This window comes from Hymenobacter sp. HSC-4F20, assembly GCF_019599275.1.
Taxonomy (GTDB): domain Bacteria; phylum Bacteroidota; class Bacteroidia; order Cytophagales; family Hymenobacteraceae; genus Hymenobacter.
The window spans coordinates 56078-82226 of sequence record NZ_JAHZTD010000003.1 but is presented as its reverse complement, the minus strand read 5'-3'; the positions used below and the strand labels follow the sequence as shown (position 1 = coordinate 82226).

Below are 26149 nucleotides of genomic sequence, written 5' to 3'. Positions count from 1 at the left end.
ACCTGCCCCAGAAGGTGCAGGACTGGTACACACTCTGAGCTGAGAAAGTGAATTACAGCTCATGGTTTTCGCGGGCATCGGCCAGGGCTTCCGGGGTTGATTCCACGGGGCTGGCTTCGCCGTCTTTGGTGAACAAGGTGTAAAGCACGGGCAACACAACCAGCGTGAGCAGGGTAGCCGAAATCAGTCCGCCAATCACTACGGTAGCCAGCGGCTTCTGTACTTCTGCGCCGCCCGAGTTGCTCAGGGCCATGGGCAGGAAGCCCAGGGAAGCTACTGCCGCCGTGAGCAGCACCGGCCGAAACCGCTCGGCGGTAGCTTTCAGTACCCGTTCCTGCACCGAAGTAACGCCTACCAAGGCCAGTTCATTGATGCTGGCTACCAGCACGATGCCATTGAGTACGGCTACCCCGAACAAGGCAATAAAGCCTACCCCCGCCGAAATGCTAAACGGCATGCCGCGCACCCATAAGGCCAGAATGCCCCCGATGGCCGCCAGCGGAATCCCCGTAAAAATGAGCAGGGCTTGCTTGACGGAGTGGAAGGACAAGTACAGCAGCACGAAAATCAGCAGCAGCGCTACCGGCACGGCCACCGCCAGGCGCGACTTGGCCTGCTGCAGGTTCTCGAACTGCCCGCCGTACTGCAGAGCATAGCCTTCCGGCAGCTTGAGCTTCGTGGTAAGCTGCTGTTGAATATCGGCTACCAAGCTTTCCACGTCGCGGTTGCGGACATTCACGCCAATGTTGATGCGGCGGCGGGCATCATCGCGCGATACCTGAATGGGGGCGTTCCGGAAGTCGACGGCGGCTACTTCTTCCAGGGGCACCTTGTCGCCGTTGGGCAAATCAACGTACAGGGCGCGCAAATCCTGAATGCTCCGGCGGTTGGTGCTGTCCAGGCGCACCACCAGGTCGTAGCGCCGCTCGCCTTCGTACACCTGGCCGGCCACGTCGCCGGCAAACGAGGCGCGCAGCAGCGTGTTCAGGTCGGCTACCCGCAGGCCGTACTGCGCCATCTTACCGCGGTTGTAGGTTACGCGCAGCTGGGGGAGGGCGGCAATTTGCTCTACTTTCAGGTCGCCTACCCCTGCCAGCGGCCGAATCAGGGCCGCCGCTTCGTTGGCTTTGTCGAAGAGCAAGCCCAGGTCGTCGCCGTAAATCTTGATGCTGATGTCGGACTTTACCCCCGAAATCAGCTCATTGAAGCGCATCTGAATGGGCTGCTGAAACTCCAGGCTCACGCCGGGTACGCCGGCCAGGGCCTCGCTCATCTTGCCCGCCAATTCTTCCCGGGAGCTGGCCGAAGTCCACTCGGCCTGGGGCTTGAGCACCACAATCTGGTCGGAGTCTTCCAGGCTCATCGGGTCGGTAGGAATTTCCGAGGTGCCAATTTTGGCTACTACCTGCTCTACTTCCGGAAATTGCTGCAGCAAGATTTTCTGCACGCGGGTAGTGGTGGCAATGGTTTGGGCCAGCGAAGAACCGGGTGGCAAACCCACGTACACGGCAAAGTCGCCTTCGTCCAGCTGCGGAATAAACTCGCCCCCCATGCCCGCAAACACTGCCCCCGCCAGCACCAGCAACCCCGCCGCCGCGCCGGCCACCAGCCCGCGCAGGCGCAGGGCCCCGTGAATAACGGGCCGGTAGCCACGGTACAGAACCTTCATGATGCGGTCGGCCACGGTACCTTCTTCCTTGATGTCCTTGCGCAGGGCCCAGGCCGATACGGCCGGCACGTACGTCAGGCACAAGAGCATGGCCCCCACAATAGCAAAGCTCACCGTCAGGGCCATAGGCCGGAACATCTTGCCCTCAATGCCGGTGAGGGCCAGAATGGGCAGGTACACAATCAGGATGATGAGCTGGCCGAACAGGGCGGAGCGCATCATGCGGGTAGCGGCCGTTTCGGCCACCTGGTCCATGGTTTCGTGCGCGGCTTTGCTGCGGAAGTGCACCAGGTGAAAAATCATGGCTTCCACGATGATTACGGCCCCATCCACAATCAGCCCGAAGTCCAGGGCGCCCAGGCTCATGAGGTTGGCCGACACCCCGAACGTGTGCATCAGGCCCAGGGCAAACAGCATGCACAGCGGAATCATGGAGGCCACCACCAACCCGGCCCGCCAGTTGCCCAGCAGTAGCAGCAGTACCAGCATCACAATCACGCCGCCTTCAATCAGGTTTTTAGCGACGGTGTGAATGGCCGTGTTTACCAGCTTGGTTCGGTCGAGGAAGGGGCGCACGTAGAGGCCTTCGGGCAGCTGGCGGTTGATTTCTTCCACCCGTGCTTTCACGCCCTTAATGGTTTGCTCCGAAGACGCGCCTTTCAGCATCAGCACGATGCCGCCTACCGTTTCGCCTTTGCCGTTAAAGGTCATGGCCCCGTAGCGGACGGAGTGCCCGAAGCGCACGGTGGCCACATCGCGCACCAGCAGAGGCACGTTGTTCACTTGCTTAATTACCATGCTGCCCACGTCCTGCAGGGAAGCAGCCCGGCCCTCACCCCTGATAAAGTAAGCATTGCGGCCCCGCTCGAGGTAGGAACCGCCCGTATTGGCATTGCCTGCTTCCAGGGCCGTGAACAGCTCGCTCATGGTCACGCCGCTGGCATTAAGGCGCTCGGGGTTTACGCTGACTTCGTACTGACGCACGTAGCCCCCAAAGCTGCTCACATCCACTACCCCCGGCACGCCGGCCAACTGCCGCTTCACAATCCAGTCCTGCACGTCGCGCAGGCGAGAAAGGGAAAACTTTTGCTCGTAGCCGGGCTTAATGCCGATGCTGTACTGGTAGATTTCGCCAAGGCCCGTGGTGATGGGCGCCATTTCGGGGCGGCCGAGGTCGGAGCCCAGGTCAGCTTCGGCCGTGCGCAGCTTCTCGGCCACCAGCTGCCGGGTTTGCAGGGTGCTGATGTCGTCCTCGAACACCACGGTAATCACCGAGAGGCCGAAGCGCGACGTGGAGCGGATTTCCGTGACGCCCGGAATGGTGCGCAAGCTCAGCTCCAGCGGAACAGTGAGCAGCTGCTCTACTTCCTGGGCGGCAAGGGCCGGACTCTGGGTAATAACCTGAACTTGGTTGTTGGTAACGTCGGGGATGGCGTCGAGGGGTAGGTGGGCGGCCGAGTAGCCGCCCCAGCCCAGCAAGGCGATGAGCAGTAGCACTACAAACAGCTTGTTGTGGATACTGGCCCGAATGATGCGGGAAAGCATAGAAGGAAGAAGTGCTGCCTCCGCAGATTACAACACGCAAGACGGCATGTACCGGGGCAGCCCGGCGAAGACGTAGCGAGAACAACCTGAGCACACGCCCATCAGACGCGTAGGGGTAGGTCTCTACCCTGCTCGGGCGGAGGCAAAATCAGCAAAAAGAAACGAGGGTTGCGGGCGGCAACCGGGGTAGCAGTCGGGCACACTTCGCCCGGGGGCGCGGGGTAGCTACGCTCGTGGTGGCTGCAGCAAGGACTGGCTGACGCTGAAAGCGTACAGAGACCCGGCGGCTACGTGGTAGTCGGGGGCCGGCCAGCTTTGGGGCCGTGGCGGCAGCACTACCCGGCCCGTCGGCAGTACAAAGCTTACCATCACACAGTCGTGGTGATGCGGTTCCAGCGGAAGCTTGTGGTGGTCCTGGGCGTCGCGCTGGGAGTAGGGGTTACGGCGGTGGTCGGCGCCATGAGGGCCGTAGTGCAGCACCAGAAAGGCCAGCGGCGAGAGGGTGCCACCCGCCAGGGTTTGGTGGTAGCGGTAGTGCCGGGCCAGCTCCGGGAGCTTCCCCAGCTCCGACAGATCGTTCTGCGGCACGAGGCTGCTCACGAGCATCAGGATTCCCAGAAAGAAGGCTACTACCGGTTTCATCTCGGCAAAGGTAACTCCTGGGGCAGGGACTTGTTCAGGAAAACACCTGGAGCCTGCAAATTTGGAATTCGTCTGACTTCAGGTTGCCCGAAATTTTCCTGTTCACGACCATCAGCCATTCACTCTCGTAGTCAGGGGAAAAGCGTGTTCCTGACGGCGATTCCCGTGTGGCAGGTTTGTTCCTACCGCCATCTATGTAGCTACAACCATGACTTGCAGGCTCGCGTACTGGCAAAGCTTGCGGTTGAGCTATATTGCCTGGCCCAGCCTTACTCCTTATGCTGAAATGGATACTTGGCGTACTGGTCCTGCTCGGACTCACTGCGCATCCGGCTGCGGCCTACTCCGTGCTTACCCACCAGGCCAACGTCGATTCCAGCTGGACGCGCTGTATGCTGCCGCTGTTGCAGAGCCGCTACCCCGGTGCCACTGAAGAACAGCTCAATGAAGCCAAGAGCTTTGCCTATGGCGGCTCCATTCTGCAGGACATGGGCTACTACCCCTTCGGCTCGGAGCTGTTCACCAACCTGACCCACTACGTGCGCTCCGGCGACTTTGTGCGCACCCTGCTCGATGAGGCCCACAACCGAAATGAGTACGCCTTTGCCCTTGGTGCGCTGGCCCACTATGCCGCCGACATTCACGGGCACCCCGAAGGTACTAACCGCGCCATGCCCAGCGTATACCCCGATTTAAAGGCTACGTTTGGCGACGTCATTACGTACGAAGAAGCTCCCATTCAGCATACCCAGCTGGAGTTTGCCTTCGATGTGGTGCAAGTGGCAGCGGGCCGCTACCGCACTGCCGATTACCAGCGCTACATCGGTTTCCAGGTGAGCAAGCCGGTGCTGGAAAGGGCATTTCTGAAAACGTATGGGCTGGAGCTAGGGCAAGTGGTCTTTAACGTAGATCTGGCCATCAGCTCCTTCCGGTTTGCCGTGCGCAGCCTGATTCCCATTGCCAGCCGGGCTGCGTGGCAGTCGCAGAAAAAGGAAATTCGTCGGCTAAGCCCCCAGGCCCGCCGCCGCGAGTACGTGTACAAAGAAAGTGAGCGGGAGTACCGCCAGCGCTACGGCACCGACTACGAGCACCCCGGTACCGGGGCCCGCATTTTATCTTACTTCGTGCGAGTATTGCCCAAAATCGGGCCGTTGCGGCCTTTTGCCTTTAAGCTGCCTACTCCCGAAGCCCAGGAGCTATTCAAGGCCAGCTTCCGGACGGTGATGCGCAACTACTGCACCCTGCTGGAGAAAGAGCCCCACGATACTACCCTGGCCGCCATTCCGCTACCCAATGCCGACTTCGATACCGGCAAGCCTACCAAGCTGGGAGAGTACGCCCTAACGGATGAAACCTACGGCGAGTGGCTTCGCAAGCTGGCCGATAAGAAGTTTGACCACCTCACGCTCACGCAGCAGCAGCATATAGTTGCCTTCTACGATACCCCAACCCAGGAGCCGGTAGATGAGGATGAAAAGGAAAAAGAAAAGCGACAAGAAACCCAGCAGGCCTTGCAACAGCTACGCGCAGTGCACGTGAAAGCAACTCCCTAAGGTGCATCGGCTGCCAGATAAAAAGCCCGTCGCCTCGCCTTCGCTATGCTACCCCTGAACACGACAGGAGGCACGGCCAAAAGCGAGGCGACGGGCTGTTATGCAAGTAGCTTGCGGCTACTCTCTCAGCGGTCTTATGGCAAGCTACCGACGGTAAGGACGGTAGTTCGGACGGTGCAGATGATACTGGCCTTTCATCTTGGCGCGTACCGCCGGAAGCAAACCGCGGCCAGTGAGGCCAGCCGCCGATGACCCGGTGGGCAGGCAGAAAGACAATGCGAAAAAAACCAGGGTGAGGCGGAGTAAAGAAGCAAACATTGGCAGTAGGTAGGTGAGGTGGCGTTGAGGATGAAACAAAACTATAGTAGTGGTTCCAGCCTGTAGAATTTCTTCGCCGGACCTACCGGAGCACCCACTAAAAGGACGTTTTTTGCGGCCAAACGGATTCTCTGCCTGCAGAATCAAGCGCAAAACAGCCCGCCTACTCTCGCGAGGAAGCGGGCTGTTTGTTAAGGCCAGGTCTACCCTTATGATGTGCACGAGCTACTGCGGGCTAGCCGCGGTACCCGCCTGTGCTTACCGCTGAGTAGTTCCTTCTTGCACCAAGCCGCTGCTCAGGCGGCGCAGCACAATTTCGGCTTGCTTCGCCTGGTAGCGAATATCGAGCAGGCGAACTTCAGCGTCGAGCTGGGTACGCTGGGCTTCACGCAAGGCAATGGGGGTAAGAAGCCCCAGTCGGTAGCGCTCTAGAGCAATAGCCACGTTTTCGCGGGCCAGCAGAATGTTGGCTTCTTCCAGCTCCAGCAGCTGCAGGCGGTTCTGGTACTGAGCCCAGGCCTGCTCCGCTTCGGCATCAAGCTGGAGCTGGGTCTGGTCGAGCTGCAGGCGGCTTTGCTCTTCAACTACGCGGGCGTTCTGCTCCAGGCGGTTGCGGTTAAAGCCATCGAAAATGGGTACTGAGGCTACTACCCCATAGTTCAGGCCATAGGTGCGGCTGGTATTGGTAACCAACTGGGAACCAAAGAAGGCCGCACCGTTGATGTTGCGGTTCAGGCCGTAACCGGAGGTAAGCCCGATCTGTGGGAACCGGGAAGCCCGGACCAGCCGACGGTCGTAGGTAGCTACCTCCGTATTCGTGCGCGCCTGCTGCAGGCGGGGGTTGTTCTGGCGTACAGCTTGCAGCACCGCCTCCCGGTTTAGGTTTTGGGAAACTACAATGGAATCCTGGGGCTGAAAATCCAAATTCGGGTTGCGGCCTAGCAGGTTATTGAGGCTAATTTTGGCGGTTTTCAGGGCTTCCTGCTGCTGAATGAGCGCCGAGCGGTCGGCGTTGTAATCGACGCGGGCGGTCAGCACTTCTACCTTGGCGCTTACGCCTACGTCTACCCGGGCCTGGGTCAGGTCGATGCGGGCCTGCCCGATTTTCAGGGCTTCCTCAATGGAATTAATCTTGCCCGACTCGCGCACCACCACAAAGTAGGCGTCGGTGATGTTGGCAACGGTTTCTTCCAGGGTAGCACGCGTGAGCTGCCGCTGGCTTTGGGCCAGTGCCTTCAGCCGGTCGTAGGCAATAAACATCCCAAACCCGTCGAAAATCGTCCAGGTAGCTGCTACGTTGGCATTCAACAGGTTCGACTGGGCCCCATTGGCAATGCTGGGCTCAGGCCGGCTAGAGGACTCCTGCCGCACGTTGTTGCGGTTGAAGGTGCGGGTGAGGTTGCCGTTCACGGTGGGCAGCTGGCCGGCGTTGCCGCGGGTCACATTGTTTTCGGCAATACGCACGTCCTGACGGGAAAGCCGGATGTCATAGTTGTTTTCTACCCCGATGCGGATGGCATCCGCTAGGGTCAGGAAAGGGGCCGGCGCTACCGTTTCGGGCTTTTCCGTTTGGGGTTTGCTTTGGGGCTGGGTAGTAGGCTGACGCGAGGGTAGCACCGGCTGCTGAGCCAGCAAGGGTAGGGGAGCGGCGAGCAAAAAAGCAGCAAGAACAGAACGACGCATGAAGGGAATCAGCTGCTGAAAACAGGGCGGTTGAAATACAGAAGGATACGGCACGGCTATGCTGCTACGGCCTTTCGCTCGGCTTCGGGCTGCTTGTGCTTTTTAGCCGTAGCGAAGTACGAATACATAACTGGTACCACATAGAGGGTAAGCGCCGTGGCAAAAAACAAGCCGCCTACTACCCCGATGCCCATGGCCCGGCGGCTAAGCGCACCCGCACCGGTAGCCACGGCAATGGGCAAAATACCCAAGATGGCGCACAAAGAAGTCATCAGGATGGGACGGAAACGGGCGGTAGCGCCTTCAATCAGGCCCGTCATGTAGTCTTTGCCATTCTCTACCTGCTGGTTGGCAAACTCCACAATCAGGATACCGTTCTTCGTGACCAGGCCTACCAGCATGATAATGCCGATCTGGGAGAACAGGTTGAGGGTCTGGTTGAAGTACCACAGGCTGAGCAGGGCGCCGGACAGGGCCAGCGGCACCGTCACCATGATAATTACCGGGTCGCGGAAGCTTTCGAATTGCGCCGCTAGCACCAGATAAATCAGCACCAGCGCCAATCCAAAGGCAAAGACCAGGGAGGAAGAGCTTTCCTGGAAGTCGCGGGACGCGCCGGCGAGTTCGGTAGAAAAGGTGTCGTCAAGGTTTTTGTCGGCAATGGCCTGCATGGCGGCAATACCGTCGCCGAGGGTCCGGCCCGGAGCCAAAGAGGCTGAGAAGGTAGCCGAGTTGTAGCGGTTGAAACGGTAGAGCTGAGGTGGCGTGCTGCTTTCTTCCAACCGAATTACGTTGTCCAATTGGATTAGCTCCCCATCTGCATTCTTCACGGAAAGCAAGCGCACATCCAACGGCTGGCTGCGGTCTTCGCGCGCTACCTGCCCGATAATCTGATACTGTTTGCCTTCCCGAATGAAGTAGCCGTAGCGCTGCCCACTGAGGCCCGACTGCAGCGTCTGGCTGATGCTCTGCACCGATACGCCTAAGCTCTGAGCTTTCTCCCGGTCAATATTCACGCGCAGCTCCGGCTTGTTGAACTTCAGGTTGACATCCACGAACTGGAAGGTCGGGTCCTGGCGGGCGGCATCCAGGAATTTCGGAACGGCCGTGCGCAGCTTGTCGAAGTCCTGGGTCTGGATAACGAACTGCACCGGTAGGCCCCCGCCGCCGCTACCAATACTCTGGTCCTGCGACACCGAGGTACGGGCAGCCGTCAGTTTCTTCACGCCGGCGCTGAGCTTATCCGATATCTGCTGCTGGCCCAGTTTCCGCTCATCGGCATCCAGCAGCAGCACCCGGGCCGTACCAGAGTTGGAGCCCCCCCCGAAACCGGGCGAGGTCACGGCAAACACGCTGCTCAGGTTCTGCTCGCCGGTCGAGTCCATGGCCAGCTTCGTGAGCTGGGTCATGTAGGCATCCATGAACTCAAACGAAGCACCTTCCGGGCCGGTGGCATTGATGTTTACGCGGCTTCGGTCCTCTACTGGTGCCAGCTCCGAGGGAATCACTTTCATGAAAAACCAAATGCCTACCCCCGTACCCACCACCATCAGCCAGGCCATCCAGCGGTTGCGCAGGAAGCTTTCCAGGCTGCTTTGGTAGCCGCCAATCATCTTCTGGAAGAAGGGCTCAGTTTTGCGGTAAAACCAGTTGTGCGTTTCCTGGCGCTTGAGCAGCACCGAGCACATCATCGGTGTCAGGGTGAGGGACACGAAGGCCGAAATCAGTACCGAACCAGCCACCACAATACCAAACTCCCGGAACAGACGACCGGTAATACCGGTCAGGAACACCACGGGTAGGAATACAGCCGCCAGTACAATGGTGGTGCTGACAACGGCCATCAGAATTTCCTCGGAGCCTTTAATAGCGGCAGTTTTCGGGTCTTCGCCTTCCTCAATGCGGGAGTAAATATTTTCCAGCACCACAATGGCGTCGTCCACTACCAGGCCAATGGCCAGTACCACCGCCAGCAGCGTGAGCACATTGATGGAGAAGTTCATCAGGTACATCACGAAGAAGATACCTACCAGTGACACCGGAATGGCTACCACCGGAATGATGGTAGAACGCCAGTCGCGCAGGAACAGGAAGATGATAATTACTACCAGCACGAAGGCCTCAATGATGGTGTGCTCTACCTCGTTAATAGACTTGCGGATAAACACTGAGTTATCGAAGCCCGGCTTCAGCACCAGGTCCTTGGGCAGGTCTTTGCCGTAGAGGGCAATGCGCTGGTTGAACTCGTCGGCAATGTCAATTTGGTTAGAGCCCGGCTGCGGAATAACGGCCAGACCTACCATCGGCACGCCGTTCACCTTGAAGATGGTTTGGTCGTTCTCGGGATAGAGTTCGGCGTAGCCGATGTCGGAGAGGCGCACCAGCGAAGATTCATCCTGCCGGATAATCAGGTTGTTGAAGTCTTCTACCGACGACAGGCGGCCCATGGTGCGTAGCGTCAGCTGAGTAGCCTCCCCTTGTACCGAGCCGCTGGGCAGCTCCACGTTTTCGCGGGTAAGGGCGGCCTGCACATCCACGGGGCTCACGCCCAGGGCGGAGAGTTTCACCGGGTCCAGCCACAAGCGCATGGAATACTTCCGCTCCCCGTACACCCGCACTTCCGAAACGCCTGGAATGGTTTGGAGGCGCTCTTTGAGGGTGTTGTTGGCATAGTCGGTCAGCTCCAGCAGGTTGCGCTGGCTGGAGCTGAGGTAGGTCATTACAATGGGTTGGGAGTCGGCGTTGGCCTTGCTGACCACGGGAGGGTCAATGTCGCGGGGTAGGCGGCCCTGGGCCCCCGATACCTTGTCGCGCACGTCGTTGGCCGCCGTTTCCAGGTCGGCATCAAGGTCAAACTCTACCGTAATCTGGGTGCGTCCGTCGCGGGAGTTCGAGGTCAGGTTCTTGATGCCCTGAATACCGTTGAGGGCTTCTTCCAGCGGCTCCGTTACCTGGCCCTGCATGACGTCGGCGGAGGCACCGGTATAAGAGGCCGATACGGTGATGATGGGCGGGTCAACGCTGGGGTACTCCCGCACGCTGAGGTAACGAAACCCAATCACCCCGAAAATCACGATGACCAGGCTCATCACAATGGCGAGCACCGGCCGGTTGATACTAGTGGAGGAAAGACTCATGACTTCGTCAATTAGTAATTAGAAATTAATAATTAAGAATTGGCGGGTACATCTCGAGAAGAGCGAATAATAGCCGTTATTATTTTTAATACTTCTTCACAATCCTGTAGTAAAGACGCAGCCTGAGTTGGCGCTATGTAATCGGTATCACGTAGCAAACGAAGCCAGTAATGCGTCTCCCGAGCCTCCTTGTACGCTATACCACATTTTGCTACAAAGTCTTTACGAGAAAGGCCCCCAATAGCTTCCTCCATATTGGCACCAATAGAAGTGCCGCTACGTCGAATCTGGTCTGCTAATTGAAAGGCCTGTTTTTCTTTGCTTAAATATTGACTGAGTTTCACGATGCGCACAGCCAAGCTGTAGCTTTTATGAAGAATTATATTGTCTTCCTTCATGTCATTGAGCTATAATCACTAATTACTAATTGTTAATTATTAATTACTTAGTAACGCGCACAGCATCACCAGGTTTAACCTGTAGAATGCCCGTGCGAATTATGGAGTCCCCGACGGCAATGCCTTCGGTGATCTGAATCAGGCGGGCCGAGCGTACCCCAATCTTCACCTTCTTCGGGACCATTTTGCCGCCTTGCACCGTGTACACGCTGTAGCCAGCCGCTTCGGGAATTACGGCTTCGGTGGGTACCTGCAAGGCTTCCGAGGTTTGGCCGAGTTGCAGGTTTACTTTCACGAAAGCGCCGGGGCGCAGCTCATTGTTGCTGTTGGCATAGCGGGCGCGCACGGTTTGGGTGCGGCTCACAGGGTCAATCTGCGGATCCAGGGCGTAGACTTTAGCTTCGTACTTCTTGTTCGAAGCCTCGTCGGTAATGGTAATAGGGTCGCCGGTGCGCACCAGGTTCGAGAAGCGGCTGGGTACCGTGAAGTTGATTTTCACTGGCTTGACCTTGGACAGAGTGGTTATTTCGGCGCCGGGGCTCACGTAGGTACCCACTGTAGCCGTAGTCAGGCCCAGTACGCCGGCAAAGGGCGCCCGCACGTAGGCTTTGGCCAGGGAAGCACGCAAGGTTTGCAAGTCAGCCTGAGCCGTAAGTAGCTGATTATTGGCCTGCTCGTATTCCTGGGCGCTGATATACTCTTTATCGAGCAGGGTGCGCTGCCGCCGCTCCTGGTCGCGGTAAAGCTTGATATTGTACTCCTGCTTGCGCAGGTTTGACTGAATTTCGTCGGCGTTGATGCTGAACAGCAGTTGTCCCTTGCTGACGGGTTGCCCTTCCTTGATATTGAGGCTGGTGATTTTGCCCGAAATTTCGCTTTTAATAATCACCGATTCCTCGGCCAGAATGGAACCCGTGGCAGCTACTTCATCGGCCAGGTTGGTAGCTTGTACTACATATACCTGCACGGGTAGCTTCTGCCCGCCTTTGCTCCCGGCCCCACCCGAGGCACCTTTACCGGCCCCAGCAGCACCCTTGCCACCGCCCCCTTTGCCCTCGGCACTTTGGGAAGGAAAAAACTTTATCTTGATGAAAGCCAGGGCGCCTACTACGGCCAATGCTACCAGCAGCCAGATAATGCGGCGGCCGGCTCCGCTGGAGCGAGTTTCGGTAATTTCTTGCGTGGGGTGTTCTTGGGTTTGCATGTGCCTCGGGGGAGTGGTGCCCGCCGCAACGCCGCGGCCGGTTGGAGTGCAACCGTCACAACGCTAACCACCTATTGAAGGTTAAGGCCGGGTTGGGGTGGGGTGATGATGCGGGTAAGACACAGAAAACCCCGGCGGGTTGCAGCCCGTTCCTTCCAGACGCACCTGGTAGGACCTACGGCTCTGGTTGGTGGCCTTGCTGCGTTGGGCTAAGGCTCAGCTTAGCGGCTCTCTGAACAGCCTACCGGTGCTTGAGCGGGAGCTTTTGTCTGGGTAGCGTATGAGTTCGTTTACGCTAAGCGGCCCAAGCATTTGCACTCAAAACTTGTTCTATTTCTTGGCTTCGCGCTACTTTTACCCGTGTCCCTACCCCGTAACCCCAGCGAAAAGCAGCGCAATTTTTTTCAGGAAGTGCACGAGGTAGTGCGCTTGGTGCCCTCGGGCCGGGTTACTACCTACGGTGCCATTGCTCATTACCTGGGGGCCCGCCACGGGGCGCGCCTGGTGGGCTGGGCCATGATGGCTGCCCACACCGCCGACGCTTACGTGCCGGCCCACCGCGTGCTGAACCGCAATGGCCTACTGACCGGGCGGCAGCATTACCCTACCCCCACGGCCATGCAGGAAGCCCTGGAAGCAGAGGGCATTCAGGTGGTAGATGATCAGGTGGTTGAGTTTAAGCGCCTGTTCTGGGACCCCGCGGCGGAACTGGAATAAAAGGCTACCAGTAGCAGGGCTTTGGGTAGCACCACCTCTTCTAAAGGCTAGCTCTAGAAAGCGGTAGTAAGAATATTGCGGGAGTTACCCAGGTTCGGGCGGTTATCGATAACGCTTTGGATGGCGCGGCGCACTTCCTCAGGGCTGGCGTTTTTCAGCAGGTAGCCGTGGGCGCCTTCAGCGCGCAGAGAGTCAATCAGCTCGGGCTCATCGTGCATGGAAATGATGATGGAGCGTACCTGCGGATACTGAGCACGTAGCAGGCGCACGGTTTGCAGCCCATCGAGCACTGGCATCTGCAAGTCCATCAGGACCACATCCGGAATGGTGCCCTGGTCCAGCCGCTCCAGCAGCTCCTGTCCGTCGCCAGCTTCAAACAGCACTTCCATCCCCGGAAAGCCGCTGATGAGAGCCCGCAGTCCTTTGCGAAATAAGATATGATCATCGACAACAGCTAGGCGAATGGCAGGAACACTCATAGGACTGAAGAGGGAGCAGGTTGAATTGTAGAAAGGTACGGAACGGGTAAGGAAATCCAAACCCGCGTTCCCTCGCCAGGAGCCGACTCGTGGCGTAGCGTTCCGCGTAGTACGCCAACTCGGCTCCGTAAGTTGGTTAATCCCAGGCCAGTACGAGTGCCAGGGGCGGGCGGCTGATCGGGCAGGGTGGGGTCGAAGCCTACACCGTCATCCGTGTAATGAAGGGTTAGCTGATCGGTGCCGAACTCCACTACAATGTGAATATGGGCCGCATAGGCGTGGCGCAGGCCGTTGCCTAGCAGTTCCTGCACCACACGATATACAATCAACTCGTATTTGGGTTCGAGGCGGCGGGGCCGACCGCGCTGTTCTACCTCTACCTGCGTAGGTCCATCGGCAGGAACAGTGCGGGCCAGGGCCTCCAGGGCAAAGGGTAACCCGAATTTCTGCAGAGCCGCCGGGAGCAGGTTACGGGAAATACGGCGCACTTCGTTAATGGCCTGGTCCAGCAGGGAAGAGGCTTCCTGCGTCAGCTCGGGCTGATCCAGGGTGTTGAGGTGAAGCTTTACAATGGCCAGGGTAGTTCCTACGCCGTCATGCAGGTCGCCGGCAATGCGGCGGCGTTCCTCCTCCTGAGCCAGCAGCGCCGCTTCTAGGGCTTGCTGTTGAGCTGCCTCGTGTAGCTCCTGCATTTCCAGTTGCTGCTGAATCAGGCGGCGTTGGTAGCGCACCACAAAGCCCACAATGCCCAGTGCCAGCAGCAGCAGGATAGGCGTCACGAGAACTAAAGGGATAAGCGCGTCAGGCATACATACAAAGCAGAAGCCAGCTTTATCCGCCCAAGATACAGGGTTTTACTTGATCAGATAAGCCGGCAGCACCCGGTACTGTGGTGGCTCAGTGGGCGGACGCCAGCCCAGGCGAAACCGCAGCCACCGCGGCAGTGCCCGGCGGGGCCTGACGCCCTGCGGCAGCAGCGCAAATAGCCGCACCAGCACGCCGGCCTGGATGGCCCGCAGAAACGGATACGGTAGCAGCGTAAGAATGGTGAAGCTGGCACCCGGAGCCGAGGTGTAACTGCTCTTGAACCAAGAATAGCGCGGTAGATCCTGCCCGATGATTACCAGCGTAGAGCAGGAGTAGTATAGCAGCACCATCACGCACAGCAGCATTTCGGGGTTGCGCATGGGGGGGAGCGTGCGTTTGTACGAACTCATCTGCATCAGCTGCCGCAGGGCCATGCCCACCAGGAACAAGTTGCCCACGCCCCGGCTCAACGTATTGATATTCGTGCAGAGCCCGTCCACCCATAGCGCACTAACCAGCGCGGAGCCGACGAATCCCACCCAACCCACCCGCAGCCAGGGCCTGACCCGGGGAGAAGCCAGCCGCACGAAAAGCAGGGTCAGGCAGGTAACGTCGCTGAAGGTAGAGAGGTGAAAGCCTGGAACATTGTTGTGGTAGAGGCGGCTTCCGGCTACCCCGAGCACATAAATGGCCGCATCAAAAACCACATACCACAGCAAGGGGCGCAAAACGCCGGGTATCCGGGTTTTGCGCCCCCATAGGTAGCCCAGCAGGATAACACTGAATCCCTTGCTTATCCCGATAAAAAGGTTGATCAGAGAAAGCCAGGGGCTCATGGATACTTCCTTAAGAAGTTAGCGGACTAGTGCTGTCGCACACGCTCGGGCACTTTTGTGCATTATCCCCTACAATGCCGTCTTCGTAGAGCAGTTCGCCGCTGGTCGCCGGGCGCGGCACCATGTCGTAGCCGTTGGCATCTACGCCTACCACCAGCATCTGGTATTCGGCAGCTTTATTCTCGCCGGCTTTGGGCTTGTCGAGGCCCATGTAGAAGCGGAGCCCGACGCAGCCCTGCTGGGCCTGAATCTCCGTCAGAATCTGGTTGCTGAGGTAGTAGGCGTTAATTCGTTTCGCAGCACCCGGGCCCGCATCGGTGAGAGGCTGCTGGCGGTAGTTGGCAGTCCATTGTTCGGCAAGCGCCGGCGCAATGAGGGCGCCGGCATCTGGATTGAAGCCAGGAACTGGGTCAGAAATAGGCATGCAGATAGGGTAAAACGTGGCAGAAGATGGAGCAGTGAGCCAAGCTACTGTTTTTAAGCGGAAAAAATACTCTGCTTACTTCCCCAGTTCACGGCCAGTTCTGGGTAGGGGCTGCCTAGCTTCTGGCAGAGGCTACAGCCGGACGCCGGGCCAGCAAAAAAGCAAACGTTAAAGCAGCACTCAAAATCAGCAGCATTACCAGATTGATAAAGAAAATACGGTACACTGAATGGGCATCATTCAGCGCAATAAACCGGTTGAGGAACAGGTACGTAGTAACCGTGCTGGTCATGTAAATCAGAATAGCACAGTTGCTGATAAAGGCCGGGTCCTGAGCGGGAGAGGGTACTTTGCTCCTGCGCAGGTATTCTTCGAAAAACAGCAGGGCCAAGCCAATGCACAGGAAGCTTTCCAGGCCATTGGTGTAGGAGTTTAGCTTGGCAAATCCTTCCAGGTAAAAAGAGTCGAGCAAGGCGAATGCAGCGTAGCCCCACTGTAAGGCCGGAAAGTATTTAGCGTACTGGCTGCCAGTGAACAGCCGGCGGAAATACCACAGATACAGCATCCCCTCACCAATAGTTGTGGCGTGGCCCACAGCTAAGTTGTACTTCCACAGCGTAATTGCCAGTCGGGAAAGACCAAACATAGCCGGCGTAAATACCGTGAGCAGGGCCAGTACTCGCAGGGGCGGCACCACGTATGGCCATCGCCGCCACGCGAGGACAGCGGGCAGGAAAAAACTGAGGTTAACGCAGATTTCAAAGGCCAGATACGCTTTTATCCAGGTGTCGGTCATGGGTAAAAGACTGGCAATTGGTATGTTAGCTGTTCAGGGAGTTGGTCACGCTGCAGCAGGGCGGGCAGGGAGTGCCAGCCTCCACCGGGGTAGGGGCGGCCGCGGCGAAGCTAGCCGCGGCTGGCTCATCGGAAGTAGGCGCTTGTAGGGCCGTAGCGGTGCCGAGCAAGTCGAAGTCGTTGCTGTCGGTACCTACCAGAATGAGCCGCCGCTGGTTGTGCTCGTCGCGGCCGTAGTACAGGCGAATACCTGCGCACTCGGGTTGGGCCAGAATTGCTTCGAGAGTGGCCCGCGAAAAATGGTGTCCCTTAATCTGGTCGGTGTGCTGTTCCCGGTAGCGGCGGGTCCAGTCACTGGCCTGGTCGAGGGTAAGCCCGAGTGGGGCTTGATCAGCAGCAGATGACATGCAAAAGATAGGGTAGGAGGCGAGCAGAATTGCCGGATTCAAATATACCGGATTAGGTATGTCCCCCAAACTCCACGGCTCAGCTACTGCTCGTCCTCTTCTTCTTCCAGGTTTTCAAAGACCCGGTCAATGGCTGACTCGGCCGAGCGCAGCTTTTGCTTGCACAGGCGAATCAGCTCAGCGGAGCGCTGCACCCGGGCCGTGAGGTCATCCACGTCCACGGCGTCAGTTTCCAGGGCGCGCAGGATGGTTTCCAGCTCTTCAATGGCTTGGCGGTAGGTAAGGTTCTGGGGCGACATGGCAGGGGAAGGCTAGGGAAGAAACAGAGGCAGTTGCCCACCAATGCGGGCGGGCACTACGCCCTCGGGCAGGCGGAGCAGAATGTCCTGCCCGGGCCGGAGGGGGCCGGTCAGGGGGCGGCCCTTGGGAGTAAGCAGGCGAACCGTACCACTGGCTGGCTGCACCGTGCTAAGCTGAGCCAAACGCAGCTCCGCGCGGTGCAGCAGGCGGGTAGCGGCTAGCTGCAACTCGTAGCGCTGGTGGAGCAGCTGCTCGCAGCGGCGGCGGTGCAGGCGGCGGAAGTGACGGGCCAGCAGGCGGCCCCGCGTGCGAAGGCCCTGCTCCTGCTGACGCAGCGCGGTCCGGGCTGCCCGGTGCAACTGGTGGCGTCGCCGGATCAGCTGGTGCTCCTGCTGCCGCAGCTGCGCGCGGGGCGAGTCAGCCGCCTGCCGGACGCGCTGGTGCAGGGCTTCGCGGTGGTCTTGGAGCTGGTTCTGGGCCGCCAGGTGGGCGTGGCGCAGCAAGCGGCTTAGCCGGCCGGTTTCGGCCTGCACCTGGGCCTGGGCCAGCTCCCGAATACGCAGGCCGTAGCCTTCCAGGGCTGCTTCCAGCCGGGCCAGACGCTCAATCAGAAAAGCTGCTACGGCCGTGGGGGTTTTCAGGGCGGTGTGCGCCGTTAGGTCTACCACGGCCTCGTCCCGCTCGTGGCCGATACCCGTGAGAACGGGCAGCGGAAACGAGCCGATGGCCGCGGCCAGGCCGTAGTCATCGAAGGCCAGCAGGTCGGTTTTGGAGCCCCCACCGCGGATAATCACCACTGCATCGTATTCCTCCCGCCGCGGGCGGATGGCATCCAGTGCTGCCCGGATGCTGGCCGGGGCGTCGTCGCCCTGCATAAGGGCGGGGAAAAGGGTCAGGGCAAAGTCGTAAGGGGCCTCCTGTAGCTGCTGCACAAAATCCTGCCAGCCCGCCGCCGTCGGCGACGAAATAACGGCTACCCGCTGCACGCCAATGGGTAGGGTCAGGCGTTTTTGGCGCTCCAGCAAGTCCTGGGCCTCCAGTTTGCGCAGAGTTTCCAGGCGCAGGCGGGCCAGGTCGCCCACGGTATACGTGGGGTCGAGGGCCAGCACGTCGAGGCTAAGGCCAAACTGTTCGTGAAACTTCACCTGCACGCGCAGCATCACCTTCAGGCCCGTCCGGAGGGTAAGACCGGTGTGCTCCTCGAATGCAGGGGCTAGCTGCTGAAAGCGCTGGCTCCAGATGGTGGCCCGGGCTTGGGCCTTGAGTTGGGCCCCGCGGGCAGTGGTGTGCTGGTCAGTGAGGGTAAGGTAGCAATGCGCCCCATCGAAGCGGGGGAGGGTGAGGTCAGCAATTTCCGCTACTATCCAGTAGGAGTCCGCAAACCGCTCACTCAGGGTTTGACGCACCCGGGCCAGCAGCTCGCTCAGGGGCAGTGCGGCGGGCGGGAGCGAGGCAGACTTGGCCGAAGAAAGCCCGGTTTCGGGGCGGCGGTTGTACAGGGGCATCAGACGCGCAAGTTACGCAGAAGCAGGGGACCAATAGCGTGTCCGTACGCGGCAGCCGGGCTACCGCTCCCGCTAAGATGTAGTATCCACAGGGCAAGAGGCGGTAGCAAAAGCCGCCGTGCTGGTCACCGGCTACCCCGCATCTGTCGGCCGGTAAAGTGAAGCGGCTGCTCGGGGTTTCTTGATCTGCTCTTTGGGAGAGCAGAAATTCAGTGAATCTCTGTTCTCCCAAAGAGCGGCGGCCGGCCTGTTTTTCTTCATTCCCGCATCACTGGCTAATTGCTTACCTTGCAAAACAGTACATCCATCTTCCTACTATCTTTTTCATGAAAAACCGCAACAGCCTGACGCTGGCAGCGGTGGCGGCAGCCGGTCTTTCGCTGGCCAGCTGCGCCTCCAGCAAAACCGCTGCACCCACGGCGGCCGCTACCACTACGGCTCCCGCTGCTCCCGCCCCAGCCGCCGACCCAAAGGGGGTGGGCCTGAACGTAGCTAACATTGACAACTCAGTTAGCGCCTGCGACAATTTCTTTCAGTACGCCAGCGGCAACTGGCTGAAAAACAATCCGATTCCGGCGGCGGAAGTGCGGTGGGGCTCTTTCAATGAGCTGGCCGACAAGAACAACGCCCTCATGCGCCAGATTCTGCAGGAAGCCGCTGCCAACACCTCGGCCACTAAAGGGTCTAACGCCCAGAAAGTAGGCGACTACTACGCTACGGCCATGGACTCAATGGCTATTGAGCAGGCGGGCCTGAAGTACTTGCAGCCCGAGCTGGCGCGCATCAACGCCATCAAGGACCTGAAAGGCGTGCAGAGTGAAATTGTGCGGCAGCAGCTGTACAGCACCGGCGCATTCTATAGCGCTGGTGTAGGCCAGGATGAGAAAAAGAGCACGGAGTACGCTTTCCAGCTTTACCAGGGCGGCCTCAGCCTGCCCGACCGGGACTATTACCTGAAGGATGACGCCCGCTCGAAAGGGCTGCGCGCCGCGTACACCACCTACCTCACCAATACCTTCAAACTGTTAGGCGACAACGAGGCCACGGCCGCGAAGAATGCTGCGGCTGTTATGCGCATCGAAACGCGCCTGGCCAAGGCTAGCCGGAGCCGCGTGGCCCTGCGCGACCCGCAGGCCAACTACAACAAAATGACGGTAGCCGAGGCCAACAAGCAGTTCCCGAACCTGGCGCTGCCGCAGGCCTTGCAGGCCATGAAGCTGGGCGCGGTCAAAACCATTATTGTAGGGCAGCCCGAGTTCTTCAAGGAAGAAAGCACCCTGCTCAAGCAGGAGCCCCTCGGCGACATCAAAACCTACCTGCGCTGGCACCTGACGACCTCCCTGACCTCGGCCCTGCCGAAAGCCTTCGGAGACGAGTCGTTCCGTTTTTCGCAGGTGCTGACTGGCGCCAAAAAGCAGCAGCCCCGCTGGAAGCGCATGAACGCCGCCACCGACCGCGCCCTGGGCGAAGCCTTCGGCCAGCTCTACGTGGACAAGGCTTTCACGCCGGAAACCAAGCAGAAGGCCATGGAAATGGTAGCCAACATCCGGGAGGCCATGGCGGAGCACATTCAGCAGCTTGACTGGATGAGCGATGTTACCAAGCAGGAAGCCCTCAAAAAACTGAACGCCTTCACCGTAAAAATCGGCTACCCCGACCAGTGGAAGGACTACTCGGCCCTGACCATCTCGCGCGAGTCGTACCTGAAAAACGTGCTGGCTGCTCGCCAGTGGGCTTCCCTAGACAACCTCAGTAAGTTCGGTAAGCCGATTGACCGGAAGGAATGGGGCATGACCCCGCCCACGGTAAATGCCTACTATAACCCGCCGATGAACGAAATCGTGTTTCCGGCCGGCATTATGCAGCCTCCGTTCTTCGACCCCAAGGCTGACGATGCGGTAAATTACGGCGGCATGGGCGCCGTTATCGGCCACGAAATCACCCACGGCTTCGACGACCAGGGCCGGCAATACGACGCCGAAGGCAACCTGCGCGACTGGTGGACCAAGGAAGACGCCGCCAAGTTTGAGCAGCGCGCCGACATGGTAGGCAAGCAATACTCGGGTTTCTCGCCGCTGGACTCGGTGTTCGTGAACGGCAAGCTGACGATGGGCGAGAACCTGGCCGACCTCGGGGGCCTGAACATTGCCTACACTGCTCTGCAGAAGCAGCTCAAAAAGCAGTACCCCACCGGCAACGCGCCCAAGTACGACGGCTTCACGCCCGAGCAGCGCTTCTTCCTGGCCTGGGCTCAGATCTGGCGTACGAACGCACGCCCCGAGTATCTGCGCCAGCAGGTTATGACGGACCCTCACTCGCCCGCGCAGTTCCGTACCAGCGGTCCGCTCATGAACATGCCCCAATTCTATGAGGCCTTTGGCTGCAAGGAAGACGCCAAGATGGTACGTGCGCAGGCCGAGCGCGCTAAGGTGTGGTAAGCCGCTGAAGCATAGCTTTATCTGCTAGCTGAAAAGGCGGCTCGTGGTAAACGAGCCGCCTTTTTTGTGCTTCCGCCCGTAATACTAGCTCTGGTGCCGCTTACATTTCCCGCTATGTCCGTTACCCCTTGCTTTCTAGGTGGCCTGCTACTGGCCTCCGCCTGTACCGTAGCCTGCAACCGCAGCCAGCCCGAGCAACCCGCCACCCAGATGCCCGCGGCTACCAAGCCCGCAGCGGCCGTAGCCACCGCCGAAACGCCGGAAATGCGGCTCCGCGCTCCCCGTGTCGGCGACGTGTATGTGGTGCAGTTTCAGCCCCGCGGCACGCAGCAGCAGCGCTACTACTTCTACCAGGTACACGCCGTGCGCCCCGATGCTGTGGACCTACATCCGGCCCGGCAAGAGGCCACTACCCCCCAAGCGGCCATAAGTGCTCCTGGCTTCTTCGCCGAGAACAGCATGACCTATACCCGTGCCGAAGCCTTAGAATTGTTGCAGGAGCAGCCCGGCGACGTGCAGCACACCCGCCTGATTGCTGTGCGCCGCAACTAAGCACCTTTGGTTACTGAAGCACTTTCATCTTGATGTCCACGTCCTTGTTGGGCCAGTGGTCGGTGCCGACGGGCTCGTTGGCAATCTTGTCGATAACGTCCAGGCCTTCCACTACCTCCCCAAACACGGTGTACTCCCCGTCGAGGCTGGGAGTGCCGCCCTGGGTGCTGTAGGTCCGCAGCTGGGCTGGTGTGAGTTCCCGGTTGGTGCTGCTCTGGGCCTGGTAGGGCGTAAGCTTCTGCCCCTGCACAATGTAAAAATCGTGGCTGGAAGACAGCTTGCCTGGGTTCTGCTCATCATCGTAGCGGGCCATGCCCACGGCTCCGCGCTTGTGGAAATGCTGGGGCCGGATTTCCGGTGGCAGGCGGTAGCGGCTCAGGCGCATGGTGAGGTGGTCGGAGGTGCCGCCCTGAATGGCAAAGCCTTTCACCACCCGGTTGAACACCGTTTCATCGAAGTAGCCTTTACGGGTGAGCAGCAGAAAATTTGCCGTGTGCAGCGGGGTGTCTTCGTAGAGGCGGATGCGCATGTTGCCGTGGCGGGTCTGGAGCAGCACCTCGCGCCCCGGGTACTGCTGGCCGTAGGGCCGCAGTAAGGCCGGGGCCGTAGAGTCCGTCAGGCTCATCAGGTCGGGGCCGGGAACTACTGGCGCCGCCGGTGAGGTAGCCACAGCGGCCGGCGTTTCGGGTGGCTGCTGGTTGCAGGCCGCCAGCAGGGCGGCGCTAGCCAGCGCCACGAGTGGAGCAGAGCGAGAGGAGAAAGAAGGAAGCTGGAACATAGAAATACAGCGCAGGTAGCAGGTTGCAATGATACGAACCGCGCCGCAGTAGGATGTGGTGCTACCTCCGAGGCTCAGGCTTCCGCGCGCCCTGGAGCCAGCGGGAAAGCCTCTACCTGCTTGAGTACGCAACAAGGGCTACCCCCGTCTGGCGGGAGTAGCCCTTGGTCTGCACCGCAAAGCAGCTTACAGCTTGATGCCGAGCTTCTTAGCAATATCCGCGAACATCTGCGGGTCGTAGTCGTCGGCGCCGGGCGAGTTAAGCTGGGGCTCCTCTTCCAACACAGGGTAGGGCACGCCCTCAAACCCTCCTTGTATTACTTCCAGGGGCTGGCCATCCTCGGGGTGGGTTCCGTTCCAGATGATACCCGCCTGCTTGTAGTCGTCGGGGCTGAAGGTATAGAGTTTCAGGTGCAACTTCTGCTGGTCCTGGAGCTTTTTGGCCTCGGGGAAGGCATCGTTACTCAGGTCTGGTACCGGCACCAGCTTGCTTACTTCCACACCCGTCAGCTTCTCGAGGGCTTTGGCGTAGGCTACCACGTGCAGGCCGCCGCGAACCAGTAGGTAGCCGACCATCGTGCGGGCACAGGGGTCCGATACCATTTCATAGACCCGCATTTTGTTGGCGCGCGCCCCGCACTCCAAGAAGAAGTTGTGCAGTAAATCCAGCTTCAGGTTGCCACTGCTGTGCACGTACTGGCCAGTCCAGGGGTTGCCCATGGAGTCGAAAGGTACGGCAGCCTGGGCGCTGCTCAGGAAATGGTAGCTGTTGCGGGCATCTTTAGCGTCGGCCAGAGGCGCTGGTACCGGGTCCTTGCCGCGCACTGTCTGGCCGGTCAGTAGCAGGTTGATGGCGTAGGATACGGCCTCGATGTGGCTGTACTCTTCGGCGGCAATGCTGCAGGTTAGATCATAGAATGGGCGCAACCGGTTTTTGCCCCGGAAGTTGAACGACTGGAACGTGTAGTTCATCAGGGTCGACATCTCCCCGTATTTGCCTCCCAGCAGCTCCTGAATAGCAGCAGCATCGTTGGGAGATGGATTTTTGGGTTTGGGCAGCTCAACGGCTAGCCGGTCATAGCGCAGAATCATAGCAACCTGGGGTTTGGGGTTGAAAAAGATTATTTCTGTCCGCCAAAGTGGATCTTGCTGCTTAACGGGGGATTGAGCGCGAGGTTATCCCGATACCAGAATGTTGTTATAAGGCATATAGCTGATAATGATGTAGTTGAGGGTGGAGTAGCGCGTATCTTTTAGGAGTAAACCCAGAGGCCCAGCCTACGGCTTGGTAGTGCGCTGGCTTCTTTCAAAAGCTGGCAGTGTACCCTAAATAGCTGATTTTCAGATTTATAATGCGCCCTTGGTAGGTGCAAAAAAAGTGCAGCCCGCCCATTGGCTGACTGCACCTAGTAATTGCGCTTTCTGCTGAGGAGGTTACCAACCAGAGCCGGCAGGCGTATCCCAGCCATCGGAAGCTGGTTTTTTCTTGGCTTTGGCCGGTTTGTCTACCTTGGCTTTCTCCTTCTGGGCTGGCGCAGCGGCGGGCTTGCTTTTGGTTTTAACCTTGTTGGTGCCGGCCGGCAGGGCTGGGGCGCCGGGTACTACCGCCGGCGCGGCGGGGGCAGCTTCCGCATCGGCGGGCAGGGCCTGCATGTCTTTGGCGGCATTAATCAGGTCGGGGCGCTCGGCCTCCGTGAATTTCTGCATGGACAGCAGCAGCTGGCTTTCTACTAGTCCATTGTCCTTCCAGATTTTCATTTCATCCTCAAGCTTCTGCTTTTCCTCCTTGGTCGGCGCTTTTTTTAGGAACGTGTCCAGGTTGGGGCTGCCGGCATCCTTCCAGGCCGTCATCCACATGGAGGCTACCAGGGTGGGGGCCAGCTTTAGCCGGTAGGCTACCTGCCCCCCCACTTTCTCGTGGTAAGAGTCGGCAAAAGCGTCGGAGTAGGAGCGGCGGGTTTTGCCGTACTTGTGGCTGAACACGTATTTGGTTTCGGGTGTGTACTTGCGGGTTATTTCCTCTTCCCGATCAAAGGTTTCGCCCAGAAAACCGTAGGAGTCCTGCACCGTCTGCCAAATTTCCTTCAACGGATCTTTGGAATAGTGCCCCGATTCACTGTCCAGCTTGTACTTGGCAATGTTGCGCTCGGGTAGCTTGTTGGCCCACAGGGCCTGAATGCCTTCCTGTTTGGTAAGCTGTCCGTCGTAGTTCACGGTGGTGTTCAGGGGCACGTAGGCGTCGGCTACGTAGTGGCCCAGGTCGGCGGAGAGGCTGATGATGGCGGCCGTGTCGCGCTGGCGGAAGGCCTCCGTCAGCTTGGTTTTGGTTTCCAGTACGGCCCACGGCAGCGTGCCGTATTTGCGCAGGGTATCAGCCGTGTACTTGGCCACGGCCTTGTCCCAGGCTTTGGGCATGAGGCCGAAGGGGTCGTCGCCGTAGTGGTCCATGCGGATGAAGTGCCGGCTGGCCTCCAGCGGATCCTGGCCGCGCCGCTCGTCGGCGGCGGTGCTCAGCTTCAGCAACTGAGGCAGGTTGCGGTAGTAGAAGCCCCGCATGGCGGAAGGCAGGGCGTACACCGAAATCTGGGTAATGGTGCGGTGGCCAAAAAAGCCCCAGCCCGGCGACAATACCGGGCATAATAGCACGACAAAAAGAGTGAGCAGAAGTTTTCTCATAGCAACGCAACGTCAGCGGGTACCGCCCACGAAGGTACAACGGAAGCGCCTGATGCGCTGATTTTTGACCGGAAGATGTGATGGGTGCTGCTCGGTGCTTCGGCCATTTCAGCCGTTGCGCAGGTTGCTTACTCTGGCTACCGGTATACTTACGCGGCTACTCGTGCGTAGCATATACCTTGTAGCCCTACCTACCTGCCCCACCCGTGACGCTCATTTCCAAAAAGAAAATTACCTACCCCATTCAGGAGCCATTGCGGCACTATCTGCGCCACTACGACCGGGAAACCCAGCTGCCCGTTGCCTACCTGGACCTGACGCGCATCAGCGGAAGCTTCCCGCTTCTGGACCGGCAGGGGCGCGATACGCTCTGGGAAACCGTGTTCTATGAGCCCCAGGCCCTGCGGGAACTAAGCCAGGGGCTAGCCCAGGTGTACGCCCTCCTAAAAACTGCCGGCGACCTGTCATTTACTGACCACCTGCTGGCCGACCGCATTGACTACTGCCGCTTTGGGAACTCCAACCCATTCCGGGTGCGCATCGTCAATCAGCTCAACGACAACTACGACTATTTCTACGTAAAGCGGGCTGATGCCTCACGCGTGTACGGTCTGGAGCTGGAGCACCTGCTTTCGCCTAACAGCATCAACTACCTGGTGCACAATAACACGCTGATTGAGGAACACATTGCTGGCATCCCCGGCGACGACTTCATCCGATACCATCTGCAGCGTCCTCACCTGAACCAAGTGCGCATCGCCAAGGAATTTGTGAAGTTCAATGAGCGGTGCTTCGCCCGCCTGCTCGGCGATATGCGGGCTTACAATTACGTCATCGATGTGACCCCCGACTTCGAAGATGAGCAGTACCGGGTGCGAGCCATTGACTTCGACCAGCAATGCTACGAGGGCAAAAAGCATATGTACCTGCCGCAGTTTTTCAAGGATAACCGCGCCGTAGTGCTACTGTGCAGCAAGCTGCTGGAGCCCGAAACCATCCGGCAGTACCAAACCGAGGAACGCACGCTTATGGCCCGCCGCGCCCGCTCGGAGCGCTACCGTCTCAAGGATCTGATAGACTGCCTGCGCCGCGACGACGTTTCGCCCCCGGAAAAAGTAGCCCAACTAAAAGCCCAGCTAAACCAGCACCACCGCACGGAGCAGTTCACTACCTGCCGCAGCATGGGCGACGTAGTACGCCTGAACCTGCTGCTAACCCTAGGCCGGAATAAAGTAGTGAAGTAGGCAGGTACTGTTGTTGTCATGGAGAGGGCGCAGGACAACAGA

General features: G+C 59.1%; 23 protein-coding genes. 5 read left to right on the top strand and 18 right to left on the bottom strand.

Annotation, left to right across the window (positions count from 1 at the left end; all coding sequences use genetic code 11):
* Positions 1-52 precede the first annotated feature (52 nt).
* On the bottom strand, positions 53-3214 hold the full coding sequence (locus tag K3G63_RS16335; protein ID WP_220615208.1) for an efflux RND transporter permease subunit: 3162 nt from the start codon (positions 3212-3214) through the stop codon (positions 53-55).
* 225 nt (positions 3215-3439) lie between these two features.
* Complete coding sequence (locus K3G63_RS16330; protein WP_220615207.1) at positions 3440-3856, bottom strand: hypothetical protein; 417 nt, start codon at positions 3854-3856, stop codon at positions 3440-3442.
* 278 nt (positions 3857-4134) lie between these two features.
* Between K3G63_RS16330 and K3G63_RS16325 the strand changes: the two genes are divergently transcribed.
* Positions 4135-5409: a zinc dependent phospholipase C family protein gene (locus tag K3G63_RS16325; RefSeq protein WP_220615206.1), complete on the top strand. Its 1275-nt coding sequence runs from the start codon at positions 4135-4137 to the stop codon at positions 5407-5409.
* Between the two features lie 144 nt (positions 5410-5553).
* Here the strand turns inward: K3G63_RS16325 and K3G63_RS16320 are convergent, their stop codons facing one another.
* From K3G63_RS16320 to K3G63_RS16300, 5 genes are all read right to left on the bottom strand, one after another.
* Entirely contained in the window at positions 5554-5727 is a 174-nt protein-coding gene (locus K3G63_RS16320; protein ID WP_220615205.1) for a hypothetical protein, read from the bottom strand.
* A 258-nt stretch (positions 5728-5985) separates the two neighbouring features.
* Positions 5986-7410, bottom strand: coding sequence for a TolC family protein (locus tag K3G63_RS16315; protein WP_220615204.1), 1425 nt, complete (start codon positions 7408-7410; stop codon positions 5986-5988).
* 56 nt (positions 7411-7466) lie between these two features.
* Positions 7467-10547, bottom strand: a complete 3081-nt coding sequence (locus K3G63_RS16310) for an efflux RND transporter permease subunit (RefSeq protein ID WP_220615203.1) — start codon at positions 10545-10547, stop codon at positions 7467-7469.
* A 32-nt stretch (positions 10548-10579) separates the two neighbouring features.
* Complete coding sequence (locus tag K3G63_RS16305) at positions 10580-10945, bottom strand: four helix bundle protein (RefSeq protein ID WP_220615202.1); 366 nt, start codon at positions 10943-10945, stop codon at positions 10580-10582.
* A 43-nt stretch (positions 10946-10988) separates the two neighbouring features.
* A complete protein-coding gene (locus K3G63_RS16300) occupies positions 10989-12149 on the bottom strand; it encodes an efflux RND transporter periplasmic adaptor subunit (RefSeq protein WP_220615201.1) in 1161 nt (386 codons plus the stop codon).
* 360 nt (positions 12150-12509) lie between these two features.
* Between K3G63_RS16300 and K3G63_RS16295 the strand changes: the two genes are divergently transcribed.
* Positions 12510-12866: an MGMT family protein gene (locus K3G63_RS16295; RefSeq protein WP_220615200.1), complete on the top strand. Its 357-nt coding sequence runs from the start codon at positions 12510-12512 to the stop codon at positions 12864-12866.
* A gap of 53 nt (positions 12867-12919) precedes the next feature.
* Here the strand turns inward: K3G63_RS16295 and K3G63_RS16290 are convergent, their stop codons facing one another.
* The 8 genes from K3G63_RS16290 to xseA form a co-directional block, all read right to left on the bottom strand.
* Positions 12920-13345, bottom strand: coding sequence for a response regulator transcription factor (locus K3G63_RS16290; protein WP_220615199.1), 426 nt, complete (start codon positions 13343-13345; stop codon positions 12920-12922).
* Complete coding sequence (locus K3G63_RS16285) at positions 13342-14124, bottom strand: sensor histidine kinase (protein ID WP_220615198.1); 783 nt, start codon at positions 14122-14124, stop codon at positions 13342-13344. The genes K3G63_RS16290 and K3G63_RS16285 overlap by 4 nt, the downstream gene beginning before the upstream one ends.
* A 75-nt stretch (positions 14125-14199) precedes the next feature.
* Positions 14200-14988: a hypothetical protein gene (locus K3G63_RS16280; RefSeq protein WP_220615197.1), complete on the bottom strand. Its 789-nt coding sequence runs from the start codon at positions 14986-14988 to the stop codon at positions 14200-14202.
* A gap of 10 nt (positions 14989-14998) precedes the next feature.
* Positions 14999-15412 (bottom strand): hypothetical protein, encoded by a 414-nt coding sequence (locus tag K3G63_RS16275; RefSeq protein ID WP_220615196.1) that lies wholly within the window; start codon positions 15410-15412, stop codon positions 14999-15001.
* 115 nt (positions 15413-15527) lie between these two features.
* Positions 15528-16208 carry a hypothetical protein gene (locus K3G63_RS16270; RefSeq protein WP_220615195.1) on the bottom strand — a complete coding sequence of 227 codons (681 nt, stop codon included), beginning with the start codon at positions 16206-16208 and terminating at the stop codon, positions 15528-15530.
* 25 nt (positions 16209-16233) lie between these two features.
* Positions 16234-16614 (bottom strand): hypothetical protein, encoded by a 381-nt coding sequence (locus K3G63_RS16265; RefSeq protein WP_220615194.1) that lies wholly within the window; start codon positions 16612-16614, stop codon positions 16234-16236.
* 83 nt (positions 16615-16697) lie between these two features.
* Positions 16698-16913 carry an exodeoxyribonuclease VII small subunit gene (gene xseB / locus K3G63_RS16260; RefSeq protein ID WP_220615193.1) on the bottom strand — a complete coding sequence of 72 codons (216 nt, stop codon included), beginning with the start codon at positions 16911-16913 and terminating at the stop codon, positions 16698-16700.
* Between the two features lie 12 nt (positions 16914-16925).
* Positions 16926-18419, bottom strand: a complete 1494-nt coding sequence (gene xseA / locus K3G63_RS16255) for an exodeoxyribonuclease VII large subunit (protein WP_220615192.1) — start codon at positions 18417-18419, stop codon at positions 16926-16928.
* 326 nt (positions 18420-18745) lie between these two features.
* Between xseA and K3G63_RS16250 the strand changes: the two genes are divergently transcribed.
* Both K3G63_RS16250 and K3G63_RS16245 read left to right on the top strand, forming a co-directional pair.
* Entirely contained in the window at positions 18746-20857 is a 2112-nt protein-coding gene (locus K3G63_RS16250) for a M13 family metallopeptidase (protein ID WP_220615191.1), read from the top strand.
* Positions 20858-20971: 114 nt separating this feature from the next.
* Positions 20972-21409: a hypothetical protein gene (locus K3G63_RS16245; protein WP_220615190.1), complete on the top strand. Its 438-nt coding sequence runs from the start codon at positions 20972-20974 to the stop codon at positions 21407-21409.
* A 10-nt stretch (positions 21410-21419) separates the two neighbouring features.
* Here the strand turns inward: K3G63_RS16245 and K3G63_RS16240 are convergent, their stop codons facing one another.
* The 3 genes from K3G63_RS16240 to K3G63_RS16230 form a co-directional block, all read right to left on the bottom strand.
* A complete protein-coding gene (locus K3G63_RS16240) occupies positions 21420-22187 on the bottom strand; it encodes a peptidylprolyl isomerase (protein WP_220615189.1) in 768 nt (255 codons plus the stop codon).
* Between the two features lie 186 nt (positions 22188-22373).
* Positions 22374-23279 (bottom strand): manganese catalase family protein, encoded by a 906-nt coding sequence (locus K3G63_RS16235; RefSeq protein ID WP_220615188.1) that lies wholly within the window; start codon positions 23277-23279, stop codon positions 22374-22376.
* Positions 23280-23621: 342 nt separating this feature from the next.
* Positions 23622-24863: a zinc dependent phospholipase C family protein gene (locus tag K3G63_RS16230; RefSeq protein ID WP_220615187.1), complete on the bottom strand. Its 1242-nt coding sequence runs from the start codon at positions 24861-24863 to the stop codon at positions 23622-23624.
* A gap of 206 nt (positions 24864-25069) precedes the next feature.
* On the opposite strand from K3G63_RS16230, the gene K3G63_RS16225 reads away from it, so the two are divergent.
* Positions 25070-26107 (top strand): hypothetical protein, encoded by a 1038-nt coding sequence (locus tag K3G63_RS16225; protein WP_220615186.1) that lies wholly within the window; start codon positions 25070-25072, stop codon positions 26105-26107.
* Positions 26108-26149 lie beyond the last annotated feature (42 nt).